The organism is Aliiroseovarius sp. S2029, assembly GCF_023195575.1.
Taxonomy (GTDB): domain Bacteria; phylum Pseudomonadota; class Alphaproteobacteria; order Rhodobacterales; family Rhodobacteraceae; genus Aliiroseovarius; species Aliiroseovarius zhejiangensis.
The window spans coordinates 426,904-447,869 of sequence record NZ_JALPQE010000003.1 but is presented as its reverse complement, the minus strand read 5'-3'; the positions used below and the strand labels follow the sequence as shown (position 1 = coordinate 447,869).

Here is a 20,966-nt window from a genome sequence, read left to right as displayed (position 1 = left end):
CTTCCTGGTCAATCCGGCGGTGTTCAACGGCTGAGCCCTGTTCGGGCGTGTTGCATCAACACCCGCCCTGACAGAACTGACTTAACTGACAAAACGTAGAGCTACACTCACCCAAACTGAGTTTTGTCGGTTTTGTCGGTTTGGTCAGGGCGGATCGGGCGGAAAGCAGACTTTCGCCGTTGGCGCGAAACGGTCTATCGAAGCTTCGACAAACGGACATCCATAGCCTTTAGCGCGCCAAATGTAGGGCATTCGCCGCGAGGGCGGGAATGGGATATGGTTGCTTCTCCACTAGGATAAACATTTTCGACACAATAGGCGAAAGCCAGCACTGGAAATTTCATCACGGATCGCGCTACTATCGATAGTTGTATGAGAAATGAAACAACCTGCTGATTTGAGGCTACTATTGAACCCTTCACTGATTGAACAATCCGCCGAACAATTAATTAGGAAATCCGCAGATTTCCAAAATGCAATTTCTTTAGTAGAACAGCTCCAAGACGAAAATGGAGTTTTCTGGGCCCAAGAGGACTCTTTATTTGATTACAAACGGGATTATCCGCAAAATTTAGGAGACGAGTATTTTGCCGGTATTTGCAGGTTAATCTTTGGGTTTTACAACAGTTTTGGCGGCATTGTGGTTGTTGGAGTAGATGACCAATGCCGAACAAGCGGACACAACAAAAAAACGATTGACATAGAACGTCTAAACACACGGCTCCGTGAATTGTCCGAAGTTTCAATTAATGTCCGGCACCTACATGTGGACCATGCTGGGGCAGTTGTTGATCTGCTCGTGGTTCCAAAACGAAAACCGAACGTTCCTCCTGTCGTCCTGAAAAAACAATTGGGCAAATACGAGAAAGGAATGTTGTGGTTTCGGCAGGGGCACGAGGTTTTGGAAGCTGAAAGCCGAAATATATCATTCCTTTTCGGTCCGCGTGAAGGCAATGTACTGACTGCAAAATTGCAGAACTTTATGCCCCCGTCACCATCAACAATCGGGAGATTTGTGGGTCGTATCGACGTTTTGTCCCAGCTCTTGAACTGGGTGAGTTCGCATGACCAGCCGCGCGCATTTCTTTGGGGGAGAGGGGGTAGTGGAAAAAGCACGATTGCCCACGAGTTTGCGAGCATCTTACGAGATTTTGGTAGTAGAATAAAAACTGTGGATGGAACCACCTTCGATCGCGTAATTTTTTTGAGTGCAAAGGAGCAGGAGTTAAATACGTTAACCGGGAAGATTCAGGATACAAAGGATGTCGATTTTGAAAACTACGAGGGGATCTTAAGAGCCATTTTGATAGCCGCAGATTACTCTGCCACGGAAGATTTCTCAGAGCTCAACAAAGCCGGTTTAGAAGAACGCGTCAAAGAAGTCTTTTCTCACGAGAACGTGTTTATTGTATTCGACGATATCGATACTTTGATCACAAAGAAGCAGGAAGCGGGCTTTGACGCTCTGTTCATGATGGCCATTCGAGCAAAACAAACGATTCGAATGCTCTACACCCAAAGAAATGAACCGGTCTCTGCGGAGAGTTCAATTCAGGTTACCGGATTCACAAAAGAAAACGAGTATCAGGAGTTCGTAAAGAACTGTTGCAATCAATTTCAAGTGCCAATCCCAGACGCGAAATATCTCAACAACGATCTGAAGGAGACAACCGAGGCGATTCCTTTAATTGTTGAGACTATCATTCGACTGCGAAAGGTGACGGGAACTTATCAAAAAGCTCACGAGATATTCCTTGAACGAAGAGGAGAAGAAGCTAGAAAATACCTTTTTGAACGGGAGTACCAATCTCTACCCGGAAACAACAATGCAAGACACGTGCTCGCTGCAATAGGTGAATTCGGAAATCCAGTAGGAAACCCAGAAATATCTACAATTATCAGAATCGGCGATGGCGCAATCGCAGATAGCATTGGTCAGCTAATCGGTTTCTTCCTTTCTACTGTGGTCTCCAACGAGGGCGAAACAAAGTACTTCCTCAACCCCGTCACTAGAACTTTCATCCGTGGAAAAACAAGCGAATTGAAATTTGGTGAGACAATAAGAGAAAGAGTAAAGGCATTCAAATCGGCAGGGCAAAAGAAACCAAAGGAAGTTGTGATTGTTGAAAGTGAAGTTGATCGATTTCTTTCGAAGGAACAATTTTCGGATGCACTTTCTTTGGTTACAAGGCCGTATTCTGTAAGAGTAGCGGAAAACCCAGCGTTTAGGTCTTTAAGGGCAATTGTGTACGCCATGCAGAGTACGCCAATGATCGCGGAGGCTCGAGAGGATTTCCAATACTGTGTCGATCAGGGCTATGAAGACGCTAACGGAATGCGGAATTGGCTGATTATGGAGCGCACTCATGGGCACTCCCACAAAAACCAATTGGAGATTTGCGATCACGTAATTAACGGAAAGTCATATGCAGATAGTGTGAAAATGGAGTTTAAGGCCCGAAGATCTGTAGTATGCTATTTCAAGGGTCGAGACAGCAACCACTCGGATGCTTTTGATCTCTATTCAGAGGCTCTGCTTGGGCATGTAGAGGCATACAGTTATTTCTGGATCACCGGCGCGGACGTGACCTGGAACTACAAAAGCGTACGAAACACGGCTTTCTCGTTGGTTCACTGCGCCCGCCAGATCGATTACGATAACCAACTGGTCAAAGTCTTCCGACAGGTCCATAGCTCGCACGGCCAACTTGCAGAGCCGCTCTACGATCCGTTGATAGATGCGTGCCGATTTCTTGCCGAAGAACGCGGTGGGGATATCGGGAAACGACGGGTTTCGGTTCTGAAAAACCTGCGCAATGATCTAAAGAGAGGGGCGATCGTTTTTGAAAACACAGAAACAACCCAAAGATGCATTCGAACTATTGAAGCAATTTCTTGTTAGGTACGTTCTACGCGATCACCTGTCCGTTGCAGCAACCGGCTTGCCGCAAATGCAATAGATTGCTGCAACAGCAATTGTTGCGCGGGCAAACCCGAGACAAAATGGCATCGGACATGGAAAGATCATTTCCCAAGGAATTGGCAGGAGTGTTATCTACGTAGTGAAGATGGAGAAACACATTTCGCGGATTTAAGAACTCCGAGTGGATTGGTTATAGAGTTTCAGCATTCGCATATTAGCGCTGGAGAGCGACGGGAAAGAGAAGAGTTCTATGGGAATTTGATCTGGGTGGTCGACGGAACACGGCTTAAACGTGACAGATCAACATTCCTTCAAGGAATGGAGCAAAACCGTGGACTAGGGGGTATTTTAGATCAGTTTGTTTTCAACGGTTATGGACGTCAGATCACAAACAGATGGGCAGATAGCAACCGTGTCGTGTGCCTAGACTTTGACGATGGTAATCTGTGGTGCATTTCACCATACAAATCAAACTGGCAGTTCTTCGCGACCCGTCTTTCCAAGGGCGAGTTCATAGCCTCTTTGGTTACTGGGCAAGTGCCTAGCGCGATTTCCCGACTGCCAAAGAGATGATCATTCACCCGTCGAACAGGTCTAATTACGCTGTTCGACAGAAAATTGTTCCCCAATGATGGTCTGCTAAAGGCCAAACTCGATAAAAGCAAACATGGATCAGCAGCTCAGGCGCAATCTTATCCGTCAATTTGGTGTTTCGCTTATCAAAGATGGGGTGGGGGATAAGAAGGGGGGTGGCAGCCCATTTTGCTAAAAATTATAACGATATCAGTACCTTACAAGCTGTAGTGGCGGAGAGACAGGGATTCGAACCCTGGGTGGGCTTGCACCCACAACGGTTTTCGAGACCGCCCCGTTCGACCACTCCGGCACCTCTCCGCGGGGGTCTTGGGGGGCATAATTCGACCGCGCGGCATGTGCAAGCCATTTTTTGAACAAATCACCGCCGAACAGCGGTTTCGTGATCGGGCAGAGCTTGGCACCCGCCCGGTGGGGGGCTAGGCTGCGGGGGATCGAAGCAGTCGAAAAGGCAGATGTTGCAATGAAACTCGACAGATTGGCGCCCATGTTGCCGCGGCTGGGTCCTTCAATGATGGCCTTTGTCCTGTTGGTGCTGGGGGCGGTGTCCGCAGCACAGGCGGCCGAGGAACAGGAGATCCGCGAATTTCTGAAGGTCACGGGGTTTGACGTGGCGATTGCGTCGATCCAGCAAGGCGCGATGGCAGGTCCGGCCTTGACCGGCGAAGATCCCGATGTGTTCGGTCGCCAATGGGTCAAGCTGGCCGAAGAGGTGTTCGACCCTGACGAGATGATCTCGGAAGCCGTTGAGATGATCGCCGCGGTGATGCCGGACGAGTTGTTGGACCATGGCGCGGCCTTCTATGGCAGCCCGCTGGGTCAACGCCTGGTCGAGGTGGAAAACGAAAGCCACATGGCCGATGACACCGTGAAATACGCCGAGGGCGAGCGGCTGACCGGCGAGTTGCTGAAGCAAAACAGCATTCGCATTGAACTGTTTCGGGAAATGGGCACGGCGATCGGGTCCACGGAAACGGCGATCCGGTCGATTGTCGAAATCCAGGTGCGTTACCTGATGGCCGCCGTCGCGGCCGGCGTCAGTGATTTTGACATTTCGGAGGAGGACCTGCGTCTGATGCTGATGGAGCAGAGCGACGAGATGCGCAAGAGCATTGAGGTCAACAGCCTTGTGGCCAATGCTTATGCATATCGTGATCTGTCGGACGAAGAGCTGATCGATTATCTGGCGGCGCTTCAGGATCCGAAGATGGGTCAAGTTTATGAAATTCTGAACGCGGTCCAGTATCAGATCATGGCGGAACGCTATGAAACTCTGGCCAGCCGTCTGGTCGATCTGCAACCCGAACAGGAGTTGTGATGCCCCATCGCCTGCGCCCTTTCCTGCGCGTCGCGGCTGTGCTTGTTGCGCTGGCGATCGGCGGCAGTGCGGCAGAAGGTTGGGCAGGGGTGCGCGATCAGTCGCCGACGGCACCCGACACGGTGCAAGCGCAAGCCTACGACACGCTGTGGTCGCTTTTGCGGCTGAATGATCTGCTGGACATCATGCAGGTGGAAGGCGCCACCATGGCGCTTGAGGCAGATGTCGACCTGCTGGGTCATCCCGGCGGGACCGCGTGGGAGCGGCGGGTTCAGGCCATTTATGACATCGACCGGCTGAAAGCCGATGCTGAAAGCGCGATGGAGGCGGCGCTGGACCCCGCGCATCTTGAGGCGCTGAACATCTTCTATGCCTCCGAAGACATGCAGCGCGTGGTCGAACTTGAGATCTCGGCGCGCCGCGCCTTTCTGGAACCCGGGGTCGAAGACCGCGCCCGCACTGCCTGGCTGAGCGGGCGCGCGCTGACGCCACATGAAGACGCCATTCTGCGTTTTGTCGAGGTCAATGACCTGGTTGAACGCAATGTCATGGGGGCGCTGAATTCGAACTATGCCTTTTTGCGGGCGATGACCGATGCCCATCCGGTGGCGGCCGAGAAACTGACTGAGCAGGAAATCCTGTTCGAAGTCTGGTCGCAGGAGACGGAAATTCGGCGTGACACGTCTGAATGGCTGTTTGCCTTCCTGTCGACGGCCTATGGCCCGGTGTCACAAAAGGTGCTGGACGACTACGTTGCCTTTTCGGCCACCCCGGCGGGTCACGCGCTGAACCATGCGATGTTCGAGGCGCTGGACCAGATCTATATTCGGTTGTCCTCGGATCTTGGACGCGCCGTGGGCGAGTTCGGGGCGCAGCAAGACCTGTGATGCCGGATCACGGCGGGTGGTGATCCGGGCAGGGCGCGCGGCATACGGCGCGCGCTCAGTCGTCGGGCACCCCGTCCAGTCCTTTCAGCCCGTCCAGCATCTCGCCCAGATGCGCCTCATACCGGCGCCATTTGCCGATGGACGAGCTGTAGAGCGGTTGACGCACCTGCGCCAGTGACAGCGTTTTCACATCCCGGTCGGTCTTGTGGAAATCCAGGCAGGCGTCCTCCCAGTCCAGTTCGCAGAACTCGAGCAGCTTGCGCACTTCGTGTTCGGGGTTGGCGACGAGGGATTCGTATTCCAGCTCGTATATCCGGTCAGGTGCCATCTCGCGCCACAGGGCAAGGTATTCGGTGAACAGGCGATAGGTCTCGACAAGATCGGATTGGGTGTATGTGTAAAGATGCAGCCCCGTGACAAAGCGGTTCTTGAACATTGACCACAAATTGTCACGCGGATCGCGGCGCAGCGCGACGATCTTGGCATTGGGCAGCGCCAGCCACGAAAGCGGCGCGATCTGATAGGTCGAGATCGTCTTGTCGGTGATCCGCTCGGCCCCCGGCAGACGAATGTCGATGGCGGCCTGATAGGCGCGACCGATGCCCTCAAGCTGGGCCGGGGTCATGTCGGCAATGGTGCCGCCGTCGCGGTCGGTTTTCGCCACCGCCTCGAACGCCAGAGGATGCAGGATGCTCAACTCATCCCCGCCGGTGATAGTCGAGTGGCTGGCCAAGATCTGTTCGACCAGCGTGGTCCCGGACCGGGGCAGGCCGGTGACAAAGATGGTCTGGTTGTCCTGAAACCCGACCGTGCCGATCCGGTCGGGGTCGAACCCGTCCAGAAAAGCGCGCAGCTTGTCGAAATCCCGTTGGGCCTTGGCGCGTCCATAGGGGTGGCGCCTGGCCATGATCTCGTTCGCGCGCGACAGGTAGTGCCAGGCCTGATCGTAATCGCCCGTGTCTTCCATCACCTTCAAAAGACCATAGCCCAGATCCATCCGGCCTTCGTCGGGCAGGTCATCGCGCTGCCACAAATCCTGCATTTCGGTGACCACCGGATCATCGGCGGCAAGTTTTTTGCCATGTGCGATCATCCGGTAAATCGCGCCCGAGCGGACACCGCGGGCCAGCGCATCGCGCAGCAAGGCGTCGGCCTCGTTCATCGCGCCTTCCTGTTGCAGGATGTTGGCGGCAATGGTGATCACGCGCAGGCTGTTGGGATCTGCCTCAAGCGCCGCCTTGATCTGCGTATGCGCACCGTCGGCATCGCCGGCCAGTTTGCGCGCCACCGCGCCAAGGGCAAGCGTTTCGCCGGTGGGGGACGCAAGCCGTTCCAGATGATCCAGATCGGTCCGTGCGGCGGCCGCGTTTTCCAGCGTCAGATGAGCCTGCGCGCGCGTCATCAGGGCCAGGCGGTTCTCGGGATCCTGTTTCAAAAGGCGATCCAGACACTCCACCGCCTCGGTCGGTGACCCCAGATCCTGATAGAGCTTGCCCAGATTGCCCAGAACGATCGGGTTATGCGGAATCAGCCGCCTTGCGTGCAACAGAATGGGCCTGGCCTCCTGATGACGCCCTTCGGCCAGCAGCAGTTGGCCCAGTTGCGCGGCGGCCTCGCCATAATCGGGATCAATGGACAAGGCATGGCGAAAGGCGGCCTCTGCCTCGTCGGTGCGGCCAAGACTGGCAAGGGCAGCGCCGTGGATGGTGGACAGAATTTCACTGCCGCCGCGGGTCGCGATCAACTGGCGCGCCTGTGCTTCCGCTTCGGCCATGTGCCCGGCATTGACCCGCCCCACCAGAGCGTTGATTTCATCCTTCGACACGTTCAAGGTCACGCGCGCGGTGCTGGTCTGGACCGCCTGCATTGCCTTGGCGATGGCCTTGCGGTCACGCGCGCCCAGTTTGGCAGCCTTCAAACGCGCCTTCGCAGCCTTCAGCGCCGCATCATCGCCATGGGCGGCAACGGCGGCAGCGTAGGCCTGCCACACCTTCATCTCGCCCGGTGCCAGCTCGGCCGCGCGGGCCAGAAAGTGGCTTGCGTCCTTCGGACGCCCGGCCTGCATGTGGATCTGCCCCATGTGAAACGGGATCTCGGCGCGGGTCGGGGCGAGTTTGGCGATCTGCGCCAACAGATCCAGCGCGTCGCGCGGTTTGCCGCTGCGCGCCAGCCCCATCGCGCGATTGAACATGACCGGGATCTGGTTGGCATTCAGCGGCAGCATCGCGGGCTCCTTGCGCTTGGGTCGGCGGGCAAGTGCAGGGGGCTGCACCGCCGCAGGGTTTCCTTTCATGGCCTAATATGTCATGCGAAGGGTCGCAAGGGGCGGTGCGGGCAAGGGCGCACGCGGGATGCGATTTTCCCCGGAAATCGTCTTGACTTGCGGGCGTTTTCAACCGATAAGCCGCCACTCCTGCCGGGATTATCCCGCGTGGGGGCGTTTAACTTTGCCCATCGGGGCGCGCTGTTCGCGGTAAGGGAAGGGATCAACCCTTCGACAAACACCGGCCCTGCCGGGACCACAGAACGCGGAATATGAAGGAAGATCAAATGTTTGCGGTTCTGAAAACCGGCGGCAAGCAGTATAAAGTTCAGGCTGGCGACGTGCTGCGCGTCGAAAAGTTGGCTGCGGCTGCGGGCGACAAAGTCCAGTTCAACGAGATTCTGATGGTTGGTGCAACCGTCGGCACCCCCACCGTATCCGGTGCAGGCGTGCAGGCCGAGGTCATCGACCAGATCAAAGGCGAAAAAGTCATTCACTTCGTGAAGCGTCGCCGCAAGCACGGCTCGAAGCGCACCAAGGGCCACCGTCAGCAACTGACGCTGATCCGCGTGACCGACATCCTTGAAAAGGGCGCGGACAAATCGGGCGTGAAAGCTGCGATTGGCGCAGGCTCGGTATCGGGTGGCGTTGCTGCTGCTCCGGCCAAGAAAGCTGCGCCGAAAAAGGCGGCCCCCAAGACGGCCGAGAAGGCAGAAGCAGCCGCTGCTGCGGATGACCTGACCGCCATCACCGGTGTCGGCCCCGCCGCCGCCAAGAAGCTGGCCGATGCCGGCATCACCACGTTCGCCCAGCTTGCGGCGGTTGACGTTGACAGCTTCGACGCCGTCAAGGTTAAGCCCGAGTGGGTTGAGCAGGCCAAAACGCTGGCCTAATCTGAGCTAAGGAGAGAGAACATGGCACATAAAAAAGCAGGCGGTTCATCCCGTAACGGCCGCGACTCGGCCGGTCGTCGCCTTGGCGTCAAGAAATATGGCGGCGAAGCCGTGATCCCCGGCAACATCATCGTGCGTCAGCGCGGCACCAAAATGTGGCCGGGCGAAAATGTCGGCATGGGCAAGGATCACACCATATTCGCGACCGCCGAAGGCGCCGTCAAATTCCATAAAGGCCTGAAAGGCCGCACCTTTATTTCGGTTCTCCCGGTGGCGGAGGCCGCCGAATAAGCCGAACCTGACAAGGTTGTGAAAAACCAGGGGCCGGCTGTGACAGCCGGCCCCTTTTCTTTTTGTATCAAACACCTATCTGCCATTCATCGGGATTTCATATTTTGGTCTTATTACCCCCCATATCCTGCGATATGTCATTGGAACAGACCTGACCAACCCGGTGCATCCTGCGCTTTTCAGAGGAGGGAAAGCCATGAAGCATGCAGAGATCACACGCCAGCCGCTGATCGAGGCGGATCGCTTTGTGCTCCGCCCTGTCCGCCGGTCGGATGTGGGTATCCTGTCCCTGTACACGGCGGATGAGCGTGTGGCGAACGGCACCCGCTCGATCCCGCATCCCCTGCCGCCCGGCACGACCGAGGCGTTCATTGAACGGTCCTTGCAGGATGATCGCCAGGAAGATGTCTGGGTGATGGATGGCGCGCGTGATGACGGGCGCGAGGTTCTGGGCGTGATCAGCCTGACCCATCTGGACCGGGCGCAATCGCAGCTTGGCTATTGGGTTGTGCCGGGGTTCTGGAACACCGGGATTGCATCGGAAGCGGTGCAGGCGCTTGTCGCGGCGAACCCCCAGAACAACACCTCGATCTTTGCCGAAGTGTTTCAGGACAACCCGGCCTCGGCCCGTGTGCTGACCCATGCCGGTTTTGAATATATCGGGGATGCCGAAAGCCATTGCGTGTCCCGCAATGCCAATGTGCCGACCTGGACCTATATCAACAAGATCTCGTAAGCTGTTGTCATGGCAGATAAGTTTGTTATCAGGGCGGGGCGGCTGACGCTTCGCCCGCTTGGGGCTGCGGATGGCGAGCAGGTGGTTGGCCTGCTGAATGATTACCAGGTTTCGCGCTGGCTGACGGTCGTGCCGCATCCCTATCGCTTGTCCGATTTCAACGGCTTTCTGACCCATCTGGCCGACACCTCGCCTTTGGGCGGGTTGGCGATCGAGGAATACGGGCAGGTCATGGGCGTGATCGGGCTGGACCCAACGCTGGGCTTTTGGCTGGGGCGTGTCCATCAGGGGCGCGGCATAATGACCAAGGCGGCGACGGCGTTGGTGGATTGGGCCTTCGAAAATCTTGAAATCGACCGGATGGGATCGGGTTATTTTCGCGGCAACGCCGCCTCGCGGGCCGTGCTGACGAAGCTCGGCTTTCGCGAAACCGGCGTGATCGAAAGGGTGAGCTGTGTCGCGCAAGGTAATGATATGGAACTTATAAAGCTCTCCCTGACCCGCGACGACTGGCAGCGTTCCCAATGATGACCCGGCTCGTCACCGACCGGTTGATGATGCGCCGCCTTCAGCCGTCGGATGCCGAGGCATTTCATGCGCTTGTGTCGCATTTCGACGTGGTGCGCATGACGTCCAGTTGGCCCTGGCCCGCCGATCCTGCCTTCACCCGTTCACGCTGTCATCCTTGTGACCCTGTGACGGGCATGGCCGGGCCGGTGTTTCATCGCGGCCAGTTGGTCGGCGCCATGGGCATCATGTCCCGCGACGAAGCGGGCCCCGAAATGGGCTATATGTTTGCGCCGGAACATTGGGGCCGGGGGTTTGCCACCGAAATGGGGCAAAAGCTGATCACGCATGTCTGGGCGCAGTATGACTGGGACGCGGTCCGCGCCACGGCGTTTTTCGACAACCCGGCATCCGCGCGGGTTCTGGCCAAGCTGGGCTTTGTCGAAACCGAGCCGACAACAGGCTGGTGCGCTGCGCGCGGGGGTGATTTTCCGCTGCGCAGCTTCATCTTGCCGCGCCCCACAGAATCCTGAGCGGATTGCGCATCAAACCGCTTGAACTCTTGAGCCCCGGCGCATTTCCCTCTATCGCCAATACCGTAACCAGAAAAGGCGTGTGCCCCATGAAATTCCTCGATCTAGCCAAGGTCTATATCCGGTCCGGGTCCGGTGGCGGGGGCTGCGTGTCGTTCCGGCGCGAAAAGTATATTGAATACGGTGGTCCTGATGGCGGCGATGGCGGGCGTGGCGGCGACGTGGTGGTCGAGGTCGTCGACGGGCTGAACACGCTGATCGACTTTCGCTATCAGCAGCACTTTTTCGCGGGCAATGGCCACCCCGGCATGGGGCAACAGCGCACTGGCGCCGATGGTGATGACATCGTGTTGCGCGTGCCCGTCGGGACCGAAATTCTGGACGAAGATCAGGAAACGGTGATCGCCGACATGACCGAGGTTGGACAGCGGTTCGTGCTGGCCAAGGGCGGCAATGGCGGCTTCGGCAACCTGCATTTTACCAGTTCCACCAACCGCGCCCCGCGCCGTGCAAATCCGGGGCAGGAGGGCGTTGAACGCACGATCTGGCTGCGCCTGAAGCTGATCGCCGATGTTGGCCTGCTGGGATTGCCCAATGCGGGCAAGTCAACCTTTCTGGCGGCGACCTCGAACGCGCGGCCGAAGATTGCGGATTACCCCTTCACCACGCTGCACCCCAATCTGGGCGTGGTCGGCGTGGATGGGGCCGAGTTCGTGGTGGCCGACATTCCCGGTTTGATCGAAGGTGCGTCCGAAGGTCGTGGCCTGGGCGATTTGTTCCTTGGGCACGTAGAGCGGTGTTCCGTCCTGCTGCACCTGGTTGATGGCACATCCGAGGATGTGGTCGGGGACTGGCAAACGATCATCACTGAGATCGAAGCCTATGGCGACATTCTGGGCGGCAAACCGCGCGTTACGGTTTTGAACAAGATCGACGCGCTGGATGACGAAGAACGCGAAGAGAAGCGCAAGACGCTTCAGGCTGTCGCGGGTCCCGTGATGTTGATGTCGGGCGTTGCACATGAAGGCACGACCGAGGTGTTGCGGGCGTTGCGCAAGGAGATTTCGGACGACCGCATCCGTCAGAAACCCCAAGAGGAGAAGCAGACGTGGCAACCCTGACCGATGCCAATCGGATCGTTGTCAAGATCGGCTCGGCGCTTCTGGTCGACGTCGAAACGGGGGCGCTGAAGTCAGACTGGTTGCAGTCCTTGGCCGCAGACGTGGCGGTATTGAAGACGCGGGGGGCGGATGTCGTTCTGGTCTCGTCTGGTTCGATCGCACTGGGGCGCGGTGTGTTGGGTCTGCCCGCAGGCACCTTGTCGCTGGAACAATCGCAGGCCGCTGCCGCTGTCGGACAGATCCGGCTGGCGCGGGCCTATGAAGAAGCATTGGCGCCGTTGGGCGCAACCACCGCTCAGGTTTTGGTGACACTGGAAGACAGCGCGGATCGCAGGCGTTACCTGAATACCCGCGCAACGCTTGAGACGCTTTTGTCGCTGGGGGTCGTGCCCATCGTGAACGAAAACGATACGGTCGCCACGGATGAAATCCGCTTCGGTGACAATGACCGGCTGGCCGCGCAAGTGGCCGTCACGGTGGGCGCTGATCATCTGGTGCTGCTGTCTGATGTGGACGGTTTCTATTCCGGAAACCCCAAAGATGACCCCGCCGCCACCCGCTATGATGTGATCGACACCATCACGCCCGAGATCGAGGCGATGGCGGGCGACGCGGGCACGGGGTTGTCCAAGGGCGGGATGAAAACCAAGGTGATGGCCGCGAAAACGGCAACCGGGGCAGGGTGCGACATGACGATCACGCTGGGGTCGCGGATGAACCCGCTCAGCGCCCTGGCCGAAGGGGCTGCGGCGACCCTGTTTACTGCGCGCACCGATCCGAAGGCGGCGCGCAAGCACTGGATTGCTTCGATGAAATCACGCGGCGCGGTGGTGGTGGATCAGGGGGCGGAACGCGCGCTGCGATCCGGGAAATCACTGCTGCCCGCCGGCGTGGCGGCGGTGCGCGGTGAGTTTCAGCGCGGCGATCCGGTCGAGATTCACAGTGCGGACGGCACCCATCTGGGCGCGGGGCTGAGCCGCTACACGGCGGACGAGGCCCGGGCGATCAAGGGCCAGCGGTCGGACCGGATCGAGGCCATTCTGGGCTATCCGGGCCGCGCCGCCCTGATCCATCGCGACGACATGGCCCTTTAAGGGCGACAACAAAGGGACAAGGACACGATGAGCGAAGACATCACATCCATGATGACCGAGATTGGCCGCCGCGCGCGCGATGCGGCCAAGGTGCTTGCCTTCGCTCCGGCCGAGGCCAAGGAAAAAGCGTTGCTGGCGGCGGCGGATGCCTGTTGGGACCGGCGGGCCGAGATCATTGCGGCCAATGAAAAAGACATGGCTTTTGGGCGCGACAAGGGCCTGTCGCCCGCGATGATGGACCGTCTGATGCTGGACGAGGATCGCATCAAGGGCATGTGCGACGGTCTGCGCGCCGTGGCAGGGCAAGCCGATCCGGTGGGCGAGGTGCTGGCGGAATGGGATCGTCCCTCGGGCCTGCATATCAAGCGGGTGCGCACCCCCTTGGGCGTGATCGGCGTGATCTATGAAAGCCGCCCCAATGTGACGGCGGATGCGGGCGCGCTTTGCCTGAAGGCAGGCAACGCCGTGATCCTTCGAGGAGGGTCGGAAAGTTTCCATTCCGCCGGGTTGATCCATGCCTGCCTGCAAGACGGTTTGCGCGCCGCAGGACTTCCCGAAGATGCAATCCAGCGCGTGCCGACCCGTGACCGGGCGGCGGTCAGCGCGATGCTGACCATGACGGATTATATCGACGTGATCGTGCCCCGCGGCGGCAAGGGGCTGGTGGGCCTCGTGCAGCGCGAAGCGCGGGTGCCGGTCTTTGCCCATCTTGAAGGCATCGTGCATATCTTCATCGACAAGGATGCCGACCCCGACAAGGCCCGCCGCGTGGTGATGAATGCCAAGACGCGCCGCACCGGCATTTGCGGCGCGGCGGAGTGTCTTCTGGTGCACCGCGATGCGGTTGGCCTTGGGCAAACAATCCTGAACGACCTGATGGACGCCGGGGTTGAGGTTCACGCAGGCGAGGGGCTGACGGGCACCCTTGCCGCCACCGAAGATGACTGGGGCAAGGAGTTTCTGGACAGCATCATCGCCGCGCGGGTGGTTGATGACGTGGACGGCGCGATTGAGCACATCAATCGGTATTCATCCTCGCACACCGACGCGATCCTGACCGAGAACGACGCCACCGCCGAACGGTTCTTTACCCGGCTCGACAGCGCAATCCTGATGCGCAATGCCTCGACCCAGTTCGCCGATGGGGGCGAGTTCGGCATGGGGGCCGAGATCGGGATCGCCACCGGCAAGATGCATGCGCGCGGGCCGGTGGGGGCGGCGCAGCTCACCTCGTTCAAGTATCTGGTCGAAGGCGACGGGACGACCCGCGCGTGATGGTGTTCAAAACTCGACGTTGATCGAATGATCCGACAGCGTCACCCCGGCGGCTCGGTTCTGGCGCGCCAGTTCCGGTGCGATCAGGGCAAAATGCACCTGGGCCGGGGGCACATCCGCGTCGCCCTGTGGGGTGCTTAACAAGGCCCAAAGGTCCGGGTCCAGCTTCAGTTTGTCGGCCACACCCCGGATCGTCCAATGATCCCCGTCACGCCGGACGCTGATCCGCCCCCCCCAGGGCATCGCGCTTTCAAAGCATTGCAGGATCAGGAAGGCCAGTTTGACACAGGCGCGGGGCTGGCTGCCTTCCGGTGTCCAGTCCACCTCGATCTTGCGGCCATCGACACCGGGGGCGAGGATGCTGCGAATTTCGCCGTCCGCGATCAACTGATCATCTGGTGCCGCCCCGAAGGCCACGCGGAAATATCGGATGCGCAGGTTGGCATTGGTCACGCTTTCCGCAATCAGCGCCATTTCCGGGCTGTCAGCCATTCCGGAAAGCTGCAAAAGCTCAACACCATTGCCGATCGCCCCCAAAGGGCTGATAAGGTCGTGGCAGATGCGGGAACCGATAAGCGCCGTCAGGTCGCGGTTATGTCGTGTCATGGGGTCGCCTTGAATAGGAGGACAGGATGGGAATGGGATCATTGCTGGAGCCGGGCATGCTGGTGCGTCACCCCGAGAAACCCGATTGGGGTCTGGGACAGGTGCAGTCCAATATCGGGGGCAAGATCACGGTGAATTTCGAACATGCCGGAAAACAGGTTATCCTGTCGGATCTGGTGGATCTCATGCCTGTGTTTGAACCTCCGCATTCAACCTGAAGCAACCTGCTTGCTTCTTTTGCAACCATAGGAAGTGTCCCGTCCGGTTGCAAACCCGAAACCATCGCCATAGAAGCCCAGCGAGGTTAGCAAAGTGTTAATGACGATGCCCCAGCCCGATTTTCTTTTGCGACTGGCCCGGGACGAGGCCGATCTGATTGCCGCCCTACGTCTGCGCTATGAGGTGTTTGTTGAAGAACTGGGCGGCGATGGCGCTTTGGTGGACCATGACGCGCGGCTGGAACGGGATGCTTTCGACCCGCATTTCGATCACCTGATCCTGTTCGATCAGGCACGGGCGGGCTGTCCCGCCGTGGGGGTTTATCGGTTGTTGCGCAGCGACATGCTGTCGGACGCGCCCGGCGGAGTGGACCGGTTCTATTCGGAAGACGAATATGATCTGAGCGTGCTGAAACACTCGGGCCGCAGATTGCTGGAACTGGGACGCTCGTGTCTGCATCGCGACTATCGCGGGGGAAGCGCGATGATGGTCATGTGGGCAGGTCTTGCCGACTATGTCGACCTGCACCAAATCGACCTCATGTTCGGTGTGGCCTCGTTCCACGGGACCGATATCGACGCATTGAAAGCCCCCTTGTCCCTGCTGCACCACCGTCATCTTGCGCCGCCAGAGTTGCGGGTGCGGGCGCGACCGGCACATTACCAGCCCATGGATTTGATGGACGAGGATCAGATCGACCGCCCCGCCGCGATGCGGGCTGTGCCAGCCCTGATCAAGGCCTATCTGAGACTGGGAGGGGTCGTCGGCGACGGGGCCTATGTCGACCACGCCTTCAACACCACCGATGTCTGCCTGATCATGGACACCAAACGAATGAGCCAGACGCACAAGGCGATCTATGCCGGGGGCGGGCGCAGATGACGGCCCTGTGGCAGGATGAACCAGAGCCGCACGTGTCTCACCCAAGCGGTCTGGACTGGGTCAGGGTCGTTCTGCGCGGTCTGCCGCTGGCCGTTTTGGTCTTTGGCGGGCTGGCCGTCCTGCTTCTGGTGCGACTGGTCGAGAGACCGTTGTTCGGCCTCCGGCGCCCGTTGACACCGCATATCACCCAGATCGTCTGTCGCACGGCATTCGTGATCCTGGGCATTCCCTATGCGACGACCGGCACCCCGATGCGCGAAAACGGGGCGGTGGTGTCAAACCACGCCGGTTGGCTGGACATTTTTGCGCTGAACGCCCGAAAACGTGTTTATTTCGTCTCGAAATCCGAAGTGGCCGGCTGGCCGGGTATTGGTTGGCTGGCGCGCGCGACCGGAACGGTGTTCATCAATCGCGACCGGCGCGAGGCCAAAGGGCAGATCAAGGTGTTTCGGGATCGTCTGTCTGTCGGGCACAAGCTGTTGTTCTTTCCCGAAGGCACATCCAGCGACTCGCGCCGCATTTTGCCTTTCAAATCAACGCTGTTCGCGGCTTTTTTCGCGGACGAGCTGCGCGATTTCATGTGGGTGCAACCGGTGACATTGCGCTATATCCCCCCCACCGGTGCCGATCCGCGTTTCTATGGCTGGTGGGGCGATATGGAGTTTGCGCCACATCTGCTGCAGACGCTGGCCGCGCCCCGGCAAGGGCGGGTCGAGGTGGTCTATCACCCACCGGTCAAGGTGTCGGATTTCGACAGCCGCAAGGCGCTGGCCGCCCATTGCGAGGCGGCGGTGCGTGCAGGTCTGGGCGATCTGGATGTCGAGGCGTCTTAGCCCCTCATCGCGTCCAGCAGACGCCCCAGCGTGGCCGAGGGGTCGTCGGTGCGCCAGATCTCTTCACCGATGGCGAAGAAATCGGTGACGGGGGTCAAGGCACGGATCGTGTCCTCGTCCAGTGCGCCTTCGGCCACCACGGGCACTTCGATCATCTCGCTCCACCATCCGAAAAGATCGCGATCGGCGCGGCTTCCATCGCCCAGCGGCGTGGTGCCGGCCGGGCCGAAGCTGACATAATCCGCGCCCATTTCACCCGCCGACATCCCGTCATGACGCGAGGCCCCGCAAAAGGCGCCGACGATGGCATCCGCGCCCAGTTCGTCGCGCGTTTTGCGCACCCGGCGCGCGCCATCGCCCAGATGCACGCCGTCCAGCCCCAACCGTTCAACCATCAACACGTGGTCGGCAATCACGATGGGCACGTCGCGGGCATGTGCGACCTCGCGGCAGGCGTCGGCGGCGCGGGTGATGCGATCTTCGTCCGCGGTCGCCAGCGTCAGCCGCAGGCAGGCTGTCGCGTGCGCATCCAGAACCCGTGCCAGCTGGTCGAGAAAGCGAGACAATTCGAAATCGGGCGGTGTCACCAGATAAAGCTGGGGAAGTTCCAATTCGGTCTCGGCCATCGCGTGCGGTCCTCTTCATCGGGTGTTTGCAGCTTCATAGACGACCTGCGCGTCTTTGCAAGCACGAGGGTGGCGCGAGGTTGGACCGGGTCATTTCGGGGGCAGGGTGGTCACATAGTCAAGGGCAAGTTCAAGCAGTTTCGCACGGGTGCCGTCGTCTGCCACCGCTGCGGGACCTGCGTCGATGAAGCCGCCCATCCGGCGTCCAGTGAAGGCCATCGGCTGGGCACCCGGCAGGGCCAGCGCCGCCGCTTCGTTCTTTTTTCCGACGCGATACATCGCGCCGTCCTTGTGCACCCCGCACAGCATGTTGCCATTCAGCATGAAGGCGATACCGCCGAACATGCGCCGTTCGGCAAGCCCGTCCAGATCTTGCAGATCCTGCCTGAGAAGCTCCAAGGTTCCTTCGTCAAACGCCATTTCAATGCCCCTGCTTGCCCTGATCCTGCGGTCAGCGTATCACGCCGCCAGACAAAGGAAAGGATCGGTCTTGGCGGATCAGAGGACGGACAATTTGGGCCCGCAACCAGAGATCGTGCTGGTGCGCCCGCAGATGGGCGAAAACATCGGGGCGGCGGCGCGTGCGATGCTGAATTTCGGGCTGGAGCGGATGCGGATCATTTCCCCGCGCGATGGGTGGCCGAACCCGTCGGCGGTGGCGATGGCGTCAGGCGCGGGCCGTGTTCTGGATGCCGCCGGGGTGTACGACACGCTGGCCGAAGGGGTGGGCGATTGCGACTATGTCTATGCGACCACTGCGCGGTCGCGCGATCTGGCGAAACCGATCTTCAGCCCCGAACGCGCGATGGAAGAGGCACGCGCGATGCAGACGGTGGGCAAGAAGGTTGCAGTTCTGTTCGGGCCAGAGCGCACAGGGCTGGAAAATGACGAGGTGGCACGCGCCAACGCGATCATCTCGGTGCCGGTCAATCCGGGGTTTGCGTCGCTCAACCTGGCGCAATGCGTGTTGCTGACGGCCTATGAATGGCGTCGCCAGACCTCCGAGGTGAACCACGAAATGATGGAATGGGCAGGATCGGACCGCGCGCAGGCCATCGAGATCGAGAAACTGGCCCAGCATTATGAGGTGCGGCTGGATGAAGCCGGGTTCTTCTTTCCGCCCACCAAAGCACCGGTGATGAAAACGACGCTCAGGAATATGTGGAGCCGGATGCCGATGACCCGCGCGGATGTGCAGATCTTCCACGGCATTCTGCGCCAGCTTTTGCGCGGCAAGCAGGAGTGATCAGGCCTTTCGCGTGGCGGCCACAACCCAGATGACAGCCAGACCCAGCGAACCGACGGCATTCAGGTTGGCCATGGTCAGGCCGAACATCTCCCACGGAATCTCGTCGCAGCGGATCAGGGGGGCGTCGTTGATCTTCGACAACAGGTCTTCGACCGACAGATCCGCGACACCGCCGCCGGAACAGGCTGCCGGACCCTCCCACAGCTTGCGTTCCACGCCCGAGTGATAAAACCCCAGCGCCGAGGTGGTCGCGGCGGCCAATGCCCCCAGCCAGGCCAGCGCCCGTTGTTTGCTGGCCAATGCCGCGCCCCCGATCACGATGGCGGCGGCATGGGGCCAGCGTTGCCACAGGCACAGTTTGCACGGTGCATAGCCAAGCGCCTGAAAGACGAACGCGCCGCCAAGGATCAGCGCCGACGAGACGGCGGCAAGGGCGATAAGCTGCGCGGTTGAGAAGCGGTCGAGAAGTTTCATAGGTATTTCACCATATAGAAGCCGCCAAGCAGGATCACGACGAACAGGATGAACATCAGGCCCAATCGGCGCTCGATGAAGTCACGAATGGGGGCGCCGAATTTCCACAGAAGTGCCGCCACGATGAAAAACCGCAGACCCCGCGCGATGAAGCTGGCCACCATGAAGACCCCGAAATTCAGCCCCGTCGATCCCGACAGGATCGTGATCACCTTGTACGGGAAGGGCGTCACTCCAGCGATCAGCACCGCCCAGGCACCCCACTGGTTGTAGGTGTCCGCGAAATGGCCGAACTCGTCCGTTTTGCCATAGAACTCCAGCACCGGATGACCCACGCTTTCATAAAGCCCCCAGCCGATGAAATAGCCGAATGCGCCGCCGATCACCGATGCGATCAGAGCGATCCCGGCGATGGAAAAGGCGCGTGAGGGGCGGGCGATGATCATGGGGATCATCAGGACATCGGGGGGGATCGGAAAGACCGAGCTTTCCAGAAACGACACCACCGCCAGCGCCCAAAGCGCGTGGCGTGTATCGGCCAGTCCCATCGTCCAGTCGTAAAGGCGCCTGATCATCTTCTTGCCCCGTGTTTTCGTTCACGAACCATGCGGCGTGGTCAAGGTCAAGGGACGTGTATGGTATCTTGTCTTGATAGACGCCGAATGACCGGTAAACTCCTTGTGGAACCGATGTGTCTTTTGGGCGTTTTACGTAACGAGTGGACGGAGGGATATACTCATGAAATGGCGTGGCCGGCGCGGAAGCCGAAACATTGAAGACCGGCGCGGTATGGGCGGCACGGCGCAGGTCGGCGGGCTGGGGCTGTTGGCCGTGGTTGCCATTGGATACTTTCTTGGGGTCGATCTGACGCCGTTTCTGCAAGGCGGCGGCGCGCTGGCGCCGACCGGGGGCGGCGAGATCACCGAAGCCGACAGGCAGGAAGGCGAGTTCGTCTCGGTCACACTGGCCGACACCGAAGAGGTTTGGGACGATCTGTTCCGCACACAGGTGGGCGAACGCTATAATCCCGTGACGCTTGTTCTTTACAAAGGGGTGACGCAAAGCCCCTGCGGCGGGGCGTCGGGCGCGACCGGGCCGTTCTATTGCCCCGGGGATCGCAAGGTCTATCTGGACACGGCGTTTTTCACGACTCTGTCACGTCAGTTGGGCGCGCATGGCGATTTCGCCGCGGCCTATGTCGTGGCGCATGAGGTGGCACATCACGTTCAGAACGAACTGGGCATTCTGGGGCAGGCCAATTCGATCCGCCAACAGGTCAGCGAGGCCGAATCCAACGCGATGTCGGTGCGGATCGAGCTTCAGGCCGATTGCTATTCCGGCATTTGGGCACGCGAGGCGCAGGCGCGGTTCGGCACGTTGGAGCGGGGCGACATCGCCGAGGCGATCAACGCCGCCCGACAGATTGGCGACGATACCCTGCAAGCCAGCGCAGGTCGTGTGCCGATGCCGCACACGTTCACCCATGGCACGTCCGAACAGCGCCAAAACTGGTTCTTGCGTGGCTATGAAAGTGGTGACATGCGCAGTTGCGATACGTTCTCGGTCGACCGGCTGTAAGGCAGTGATTCTTTTTTGTCCGGTTCAGAATCTGAACCAGCGGGCCGGGGGGACGCTGGGAACT

22 protein-coding genes and 1 tRNA gene are annotated in these 20,966 nt (G+C 59.4%); 16 read left to right on the top strand and 7 right to left on the bottom strand.

The features are described from left to right. The first annotated feature begins 379 nt into the window (after positions 1-379). A complete protein-coding gene (locus MUY21_RS09075; protein WP_248410026.1) occupies positions 380-2,902 on the top strand; it encodes an RNA-binding domain-containing protein in 2,523 nt (840 codons plus the stop codon). An 825-nt stretch (positions 2,903-3,727) separates the two neighbouring features. Here the strand turns inward: MUY21_RS09075 and MUY21_RS09070 are convergent. Further along, positions 3,728-3,817 (bottom strand) — tRNA-Ser (locus MUY21_RS09070). A gap of 163 nt (positions 3,818-3,980) precedes the next feature. Here MUY21_RS09070 and MUY21_RS09065 point away from each other — a divergent pair. Further along, positions 3,981-4,835 carry a DUF2059 domain-containing protein gene (locus MUY21_RS09065; RefSeq protein WP_248410024.1) on the top strand — a complete coding sequence of 285 codons (855 nt, stop codon included), beginning with the start codon at positions 3,981-3,983 and terminating at the stop codon, positions 4,833-4,835. Further along, entirely contained in the window at positions 4,835-5,722 is an 888-nt protein-coding gene (locus MUY21_RS09060) for a hypothetical protein (protein WP_248410022.1), read from the top strand. The genes MUY21_RS09065 and MUY21_RS09060 overlap by 1 nt, the downstream gene beginning before the upstream one ends. Before the next feature lie 55 nt (positions 5,723-5,777). Here the strand turns inward: MUY21_RS09060 and MUY21_RS09055 are convergent, their stop codons facing one another. After that, entirely contained in the window at positions 5,778-7,946 is a 2,169-nt protein-coding gene (locus MUY21_RS09055) for a sulfotransferase (RefSeq protein ID WP_248410020.1), read from the bottom strand. 326 nt (positions 7,947-8,272) lie between these two features. Between MUY21_RS09055 and MUY21_RS09050 the strand changes: the two genes are divergently transcribed. The 8 genes from MUY21_RS09050 (at position 8,273) to MUY21_RS09015 (ending at position 14,435) form a co-directional block, all read left to right on the top strand. Beyond that, positions 8,273-8,878: a 50S ribosomal protein L21 gene (locus tag MUY21_RS09050; RefSeq protein WP_248410018.1), complete on the top strand. Its 606-nt coding sequence runs from the start codon at positions 8,273-8,275 to the stop codon at positions 8,876-8,878. Between the two features lie 21 nt (positions 8,879-8,899). Next, entirely contained in the window at positions 8,900-9,169 is a 270-nt protein-coding gene (gene rpmA, locus MUY21_RS09045; RefSeq protein WP_191285830.1) for a 50S ribosomal protein L27, read from the top strand. 196 nt (positions 9,170-9,365) lie between these two features. Then, positions 9,366-9,905: a GNAT family N-acetyltransferase gene (locus tag MUY21_RS09040; RefSeq protein ID WP_248410016.1), complete on the top strand. Its 540-nt coding sequence runs from the start codon at positions 9,366-9,368 to the stop codon at positions 9,903-9,905. 9 nt (positions 9,906-9,914) lie between these two features. Beyond that, positions 9,915-10,433, top strand: coding sequence for a GNAT family N-acetyltransferase (locus MUY21_RS09035; RefSeq protein ID WP_248410015.1), 519 nt, complete (start codon positions 9,915-9,917; stop codon positions 10,431-10,433). Then, positions 10,433-10,945, top strand: a complete 513-nt coding sequence (locus MUY21_RS09030) for a GNAT family N-acetyltransferase (RefSeq protein WP_248410013.1) — start codon at positions 10,433-10,435, stop codon at positions 10,943-10,945. Before MUY21_RS09035 ends, MUY21_RS09030 begins: the two co-directional genes overlap by 1 nt. An 89-nt stretch (positions 10,946-11,034) precedes the next feature. After that, positions 11,035-12,066 (top strand): GTPase ObgE, encoded by a 1,032-nt coding sequence (obgE, locus tag MUY21_RS09025; protein WP_248410011.1) that lies wholly within the window; start codon positions 11,035-11,037, stop codon positions 12,064-12,066. Beyond that, positions 12,054-13,160, top strand: coding sequence for a glutamate 5-kinase (gene proB, locus MUY21_RS09020; protein WP_248410009.1), 1,107 nt, complete (start codon positions 12,054-12,056; stop codon positions 13,158-13,160). The genes obgE and proB overlap by 13 nt, the downstream gene beginning before the upstream one ends. 27 nt (positions 13,161-13,187) lie before the next feature. Further along, on the top strand, positions 13,188-14,435 hold the full coding sequence (locus MUY21_RS09015; protein WP_248410007.1) for a glutamate-5-semialdehyde dehydrogenase: 1,248 nt from the start codon (positions 13,188-13,190) through the stop codon (positions 14,433-14,435). 6 nt (positions 14,436-14,441) lie between these two features. Here MUY21_RS09015 and MUY21_RS09010 read toward each other — a convergent pair whose 3' ends face one another. Then, on the bottom strand, positions 14,442-15,041 hold the full coding sequence (locus MUY21_RS09010; protein ID WP_248410005.1) for a histidine phosphotransferase family protein: 600 nt from the start codon (positions 15,039-15,041) through the stop codon (positions 14,442-14,444). Between the two features lie 32 nt (positions 15,042-15,073). Between MUY21_RS09010 and MUY21_RS09005 the strand changes: the two genes are divergently transcribed. From MUY21_RS09005 to MUY21_RS08995, 3 genes are all read left to right on the top strand, one after another. Continuing rightward, positions 15,074-15,259, top strand: a complete 186-nt coding sequence (locus MUY21_RS09005) for a DUF3553 domain-containing protein (protein ID WP_248410052.1) — start codon at positions 15,074-15,076, stop codon at positions 15,257-15,259. 100 nt (positions 15,260-15,359) lie between these two features. Next, positions 15,360-16,142, top strand: a complete 783-nt coding sequence (locus tag MUY21_RS09000) for a GNAT family N-acyltransferase (protein ID WP_248410003.1) — start codon at positions 15,360-15,362, stop codon at positions 16,140-16,142. A 32-nt stretch (positions 16,143-16,174) separates the two neighbouring features. Further along, positions 16,175-16,975: a lysophospholipid acyltransferase family protein gene (locus tag MUY21_RS08995; RefSeq protein ID WP_248410001.1), complete on the top strand. Its 801-nt coding sequence runs from the start codon at positions 16,175-16,177 to the stop codon at positions 16,973-16,975. On the opposite strand, the gene MUY21_RS08990 is transcribed toward MUY21_RS08995, so the two are convergent. Continuing rightward, the gene (locus MUY21_RS08990; RefSeq protein ID WP_248409999.1) at positions 16,972-17,601 is read right to left on the bottom strand and encodes a thiamine phosphate synthase; all 630 of its coding nucleotides are present in this window, start codon (positions 17,599-17,601) and stop codon (positions 16,972-16,974) included. The genes MUY21_RS08995 and MUY21_RS08990 overlap by 4 nt on opposite strands. Positions 17,602-17,691: 90 nt before the next feature. Next, positions 17,692-18,021 carry a TfoX/Sxy family protein gene (locus tag MUY21_RS08985; protein WP_248409997.1) on the bottom strand — a complete coding sequence of 110 codons (330 nt, stop codon included), beginning with the start codon at positions 18,019-18,021 and terminating at the stop codon, positions 17,692-17,694. Between the two features lie 94 nt (positions 18,022-18,115). Here MUY21_RS08985 and MUY21_RS08980 point away from each other — a divergent pair, with 94 nt between their 5' ends. Continuing rightward, on the top strand, positions 18,116-18,847 hold the full coding sequence (locus MUY21_RS08980) for an RNA methyltransferase (protein ID WP_348984587.1): 732 nt from the start codon (positions 18,116-18,118) through the stop codon (positions 18,845-18,847). Here MUY21_RS08980 and MUY21_RS08975 read toward each other — a convergent pair whose 3' ends face one another. Continuing rightward, positions 18,848-19,324, bottom strand: coding sequence for a disulfide bond formation protein B (locus tag MUY21_RS08975; protein WP_248409996.1), 477 nt, complete (start codon positions 19,322-19,324; stop codon positions 18,848-18,850). Continuing rightward, on the bottom strand, positions 19,321-19,899 hold the full coding sequence (locus tag MUY21_RS08970; RefSeq protein WP_191285843.1) for a YqaA family protein: 579 nt from the start codon (positions 19,897-19,899) through the stop codon (positions 19,321-19,323). The genes MUY21_RS08975 and MUY21_RS08970 overlap by 4 nt, the downstream gene beginning before the upstream one ends. A 163-nt stretch (positions 19,900-20,062) precedes the next feature. Between MUY21_RS08970 and MUY21_RS08965 the strand changes: the two genes are divergently transcribed. Then, on the top strand, positions 20,063-20,902 hold the full coding sequence (locus tag MUY21_RS08965; RefSeq protein WP_248409995.1) for a neutral zinc metallopeptidase: 840 nt from the start codon (positions 20,063-20,065) through the stop codon (positions 20,900-20,902). Positions 20,903-20,966: the final 64 nt, after the last annotated feature.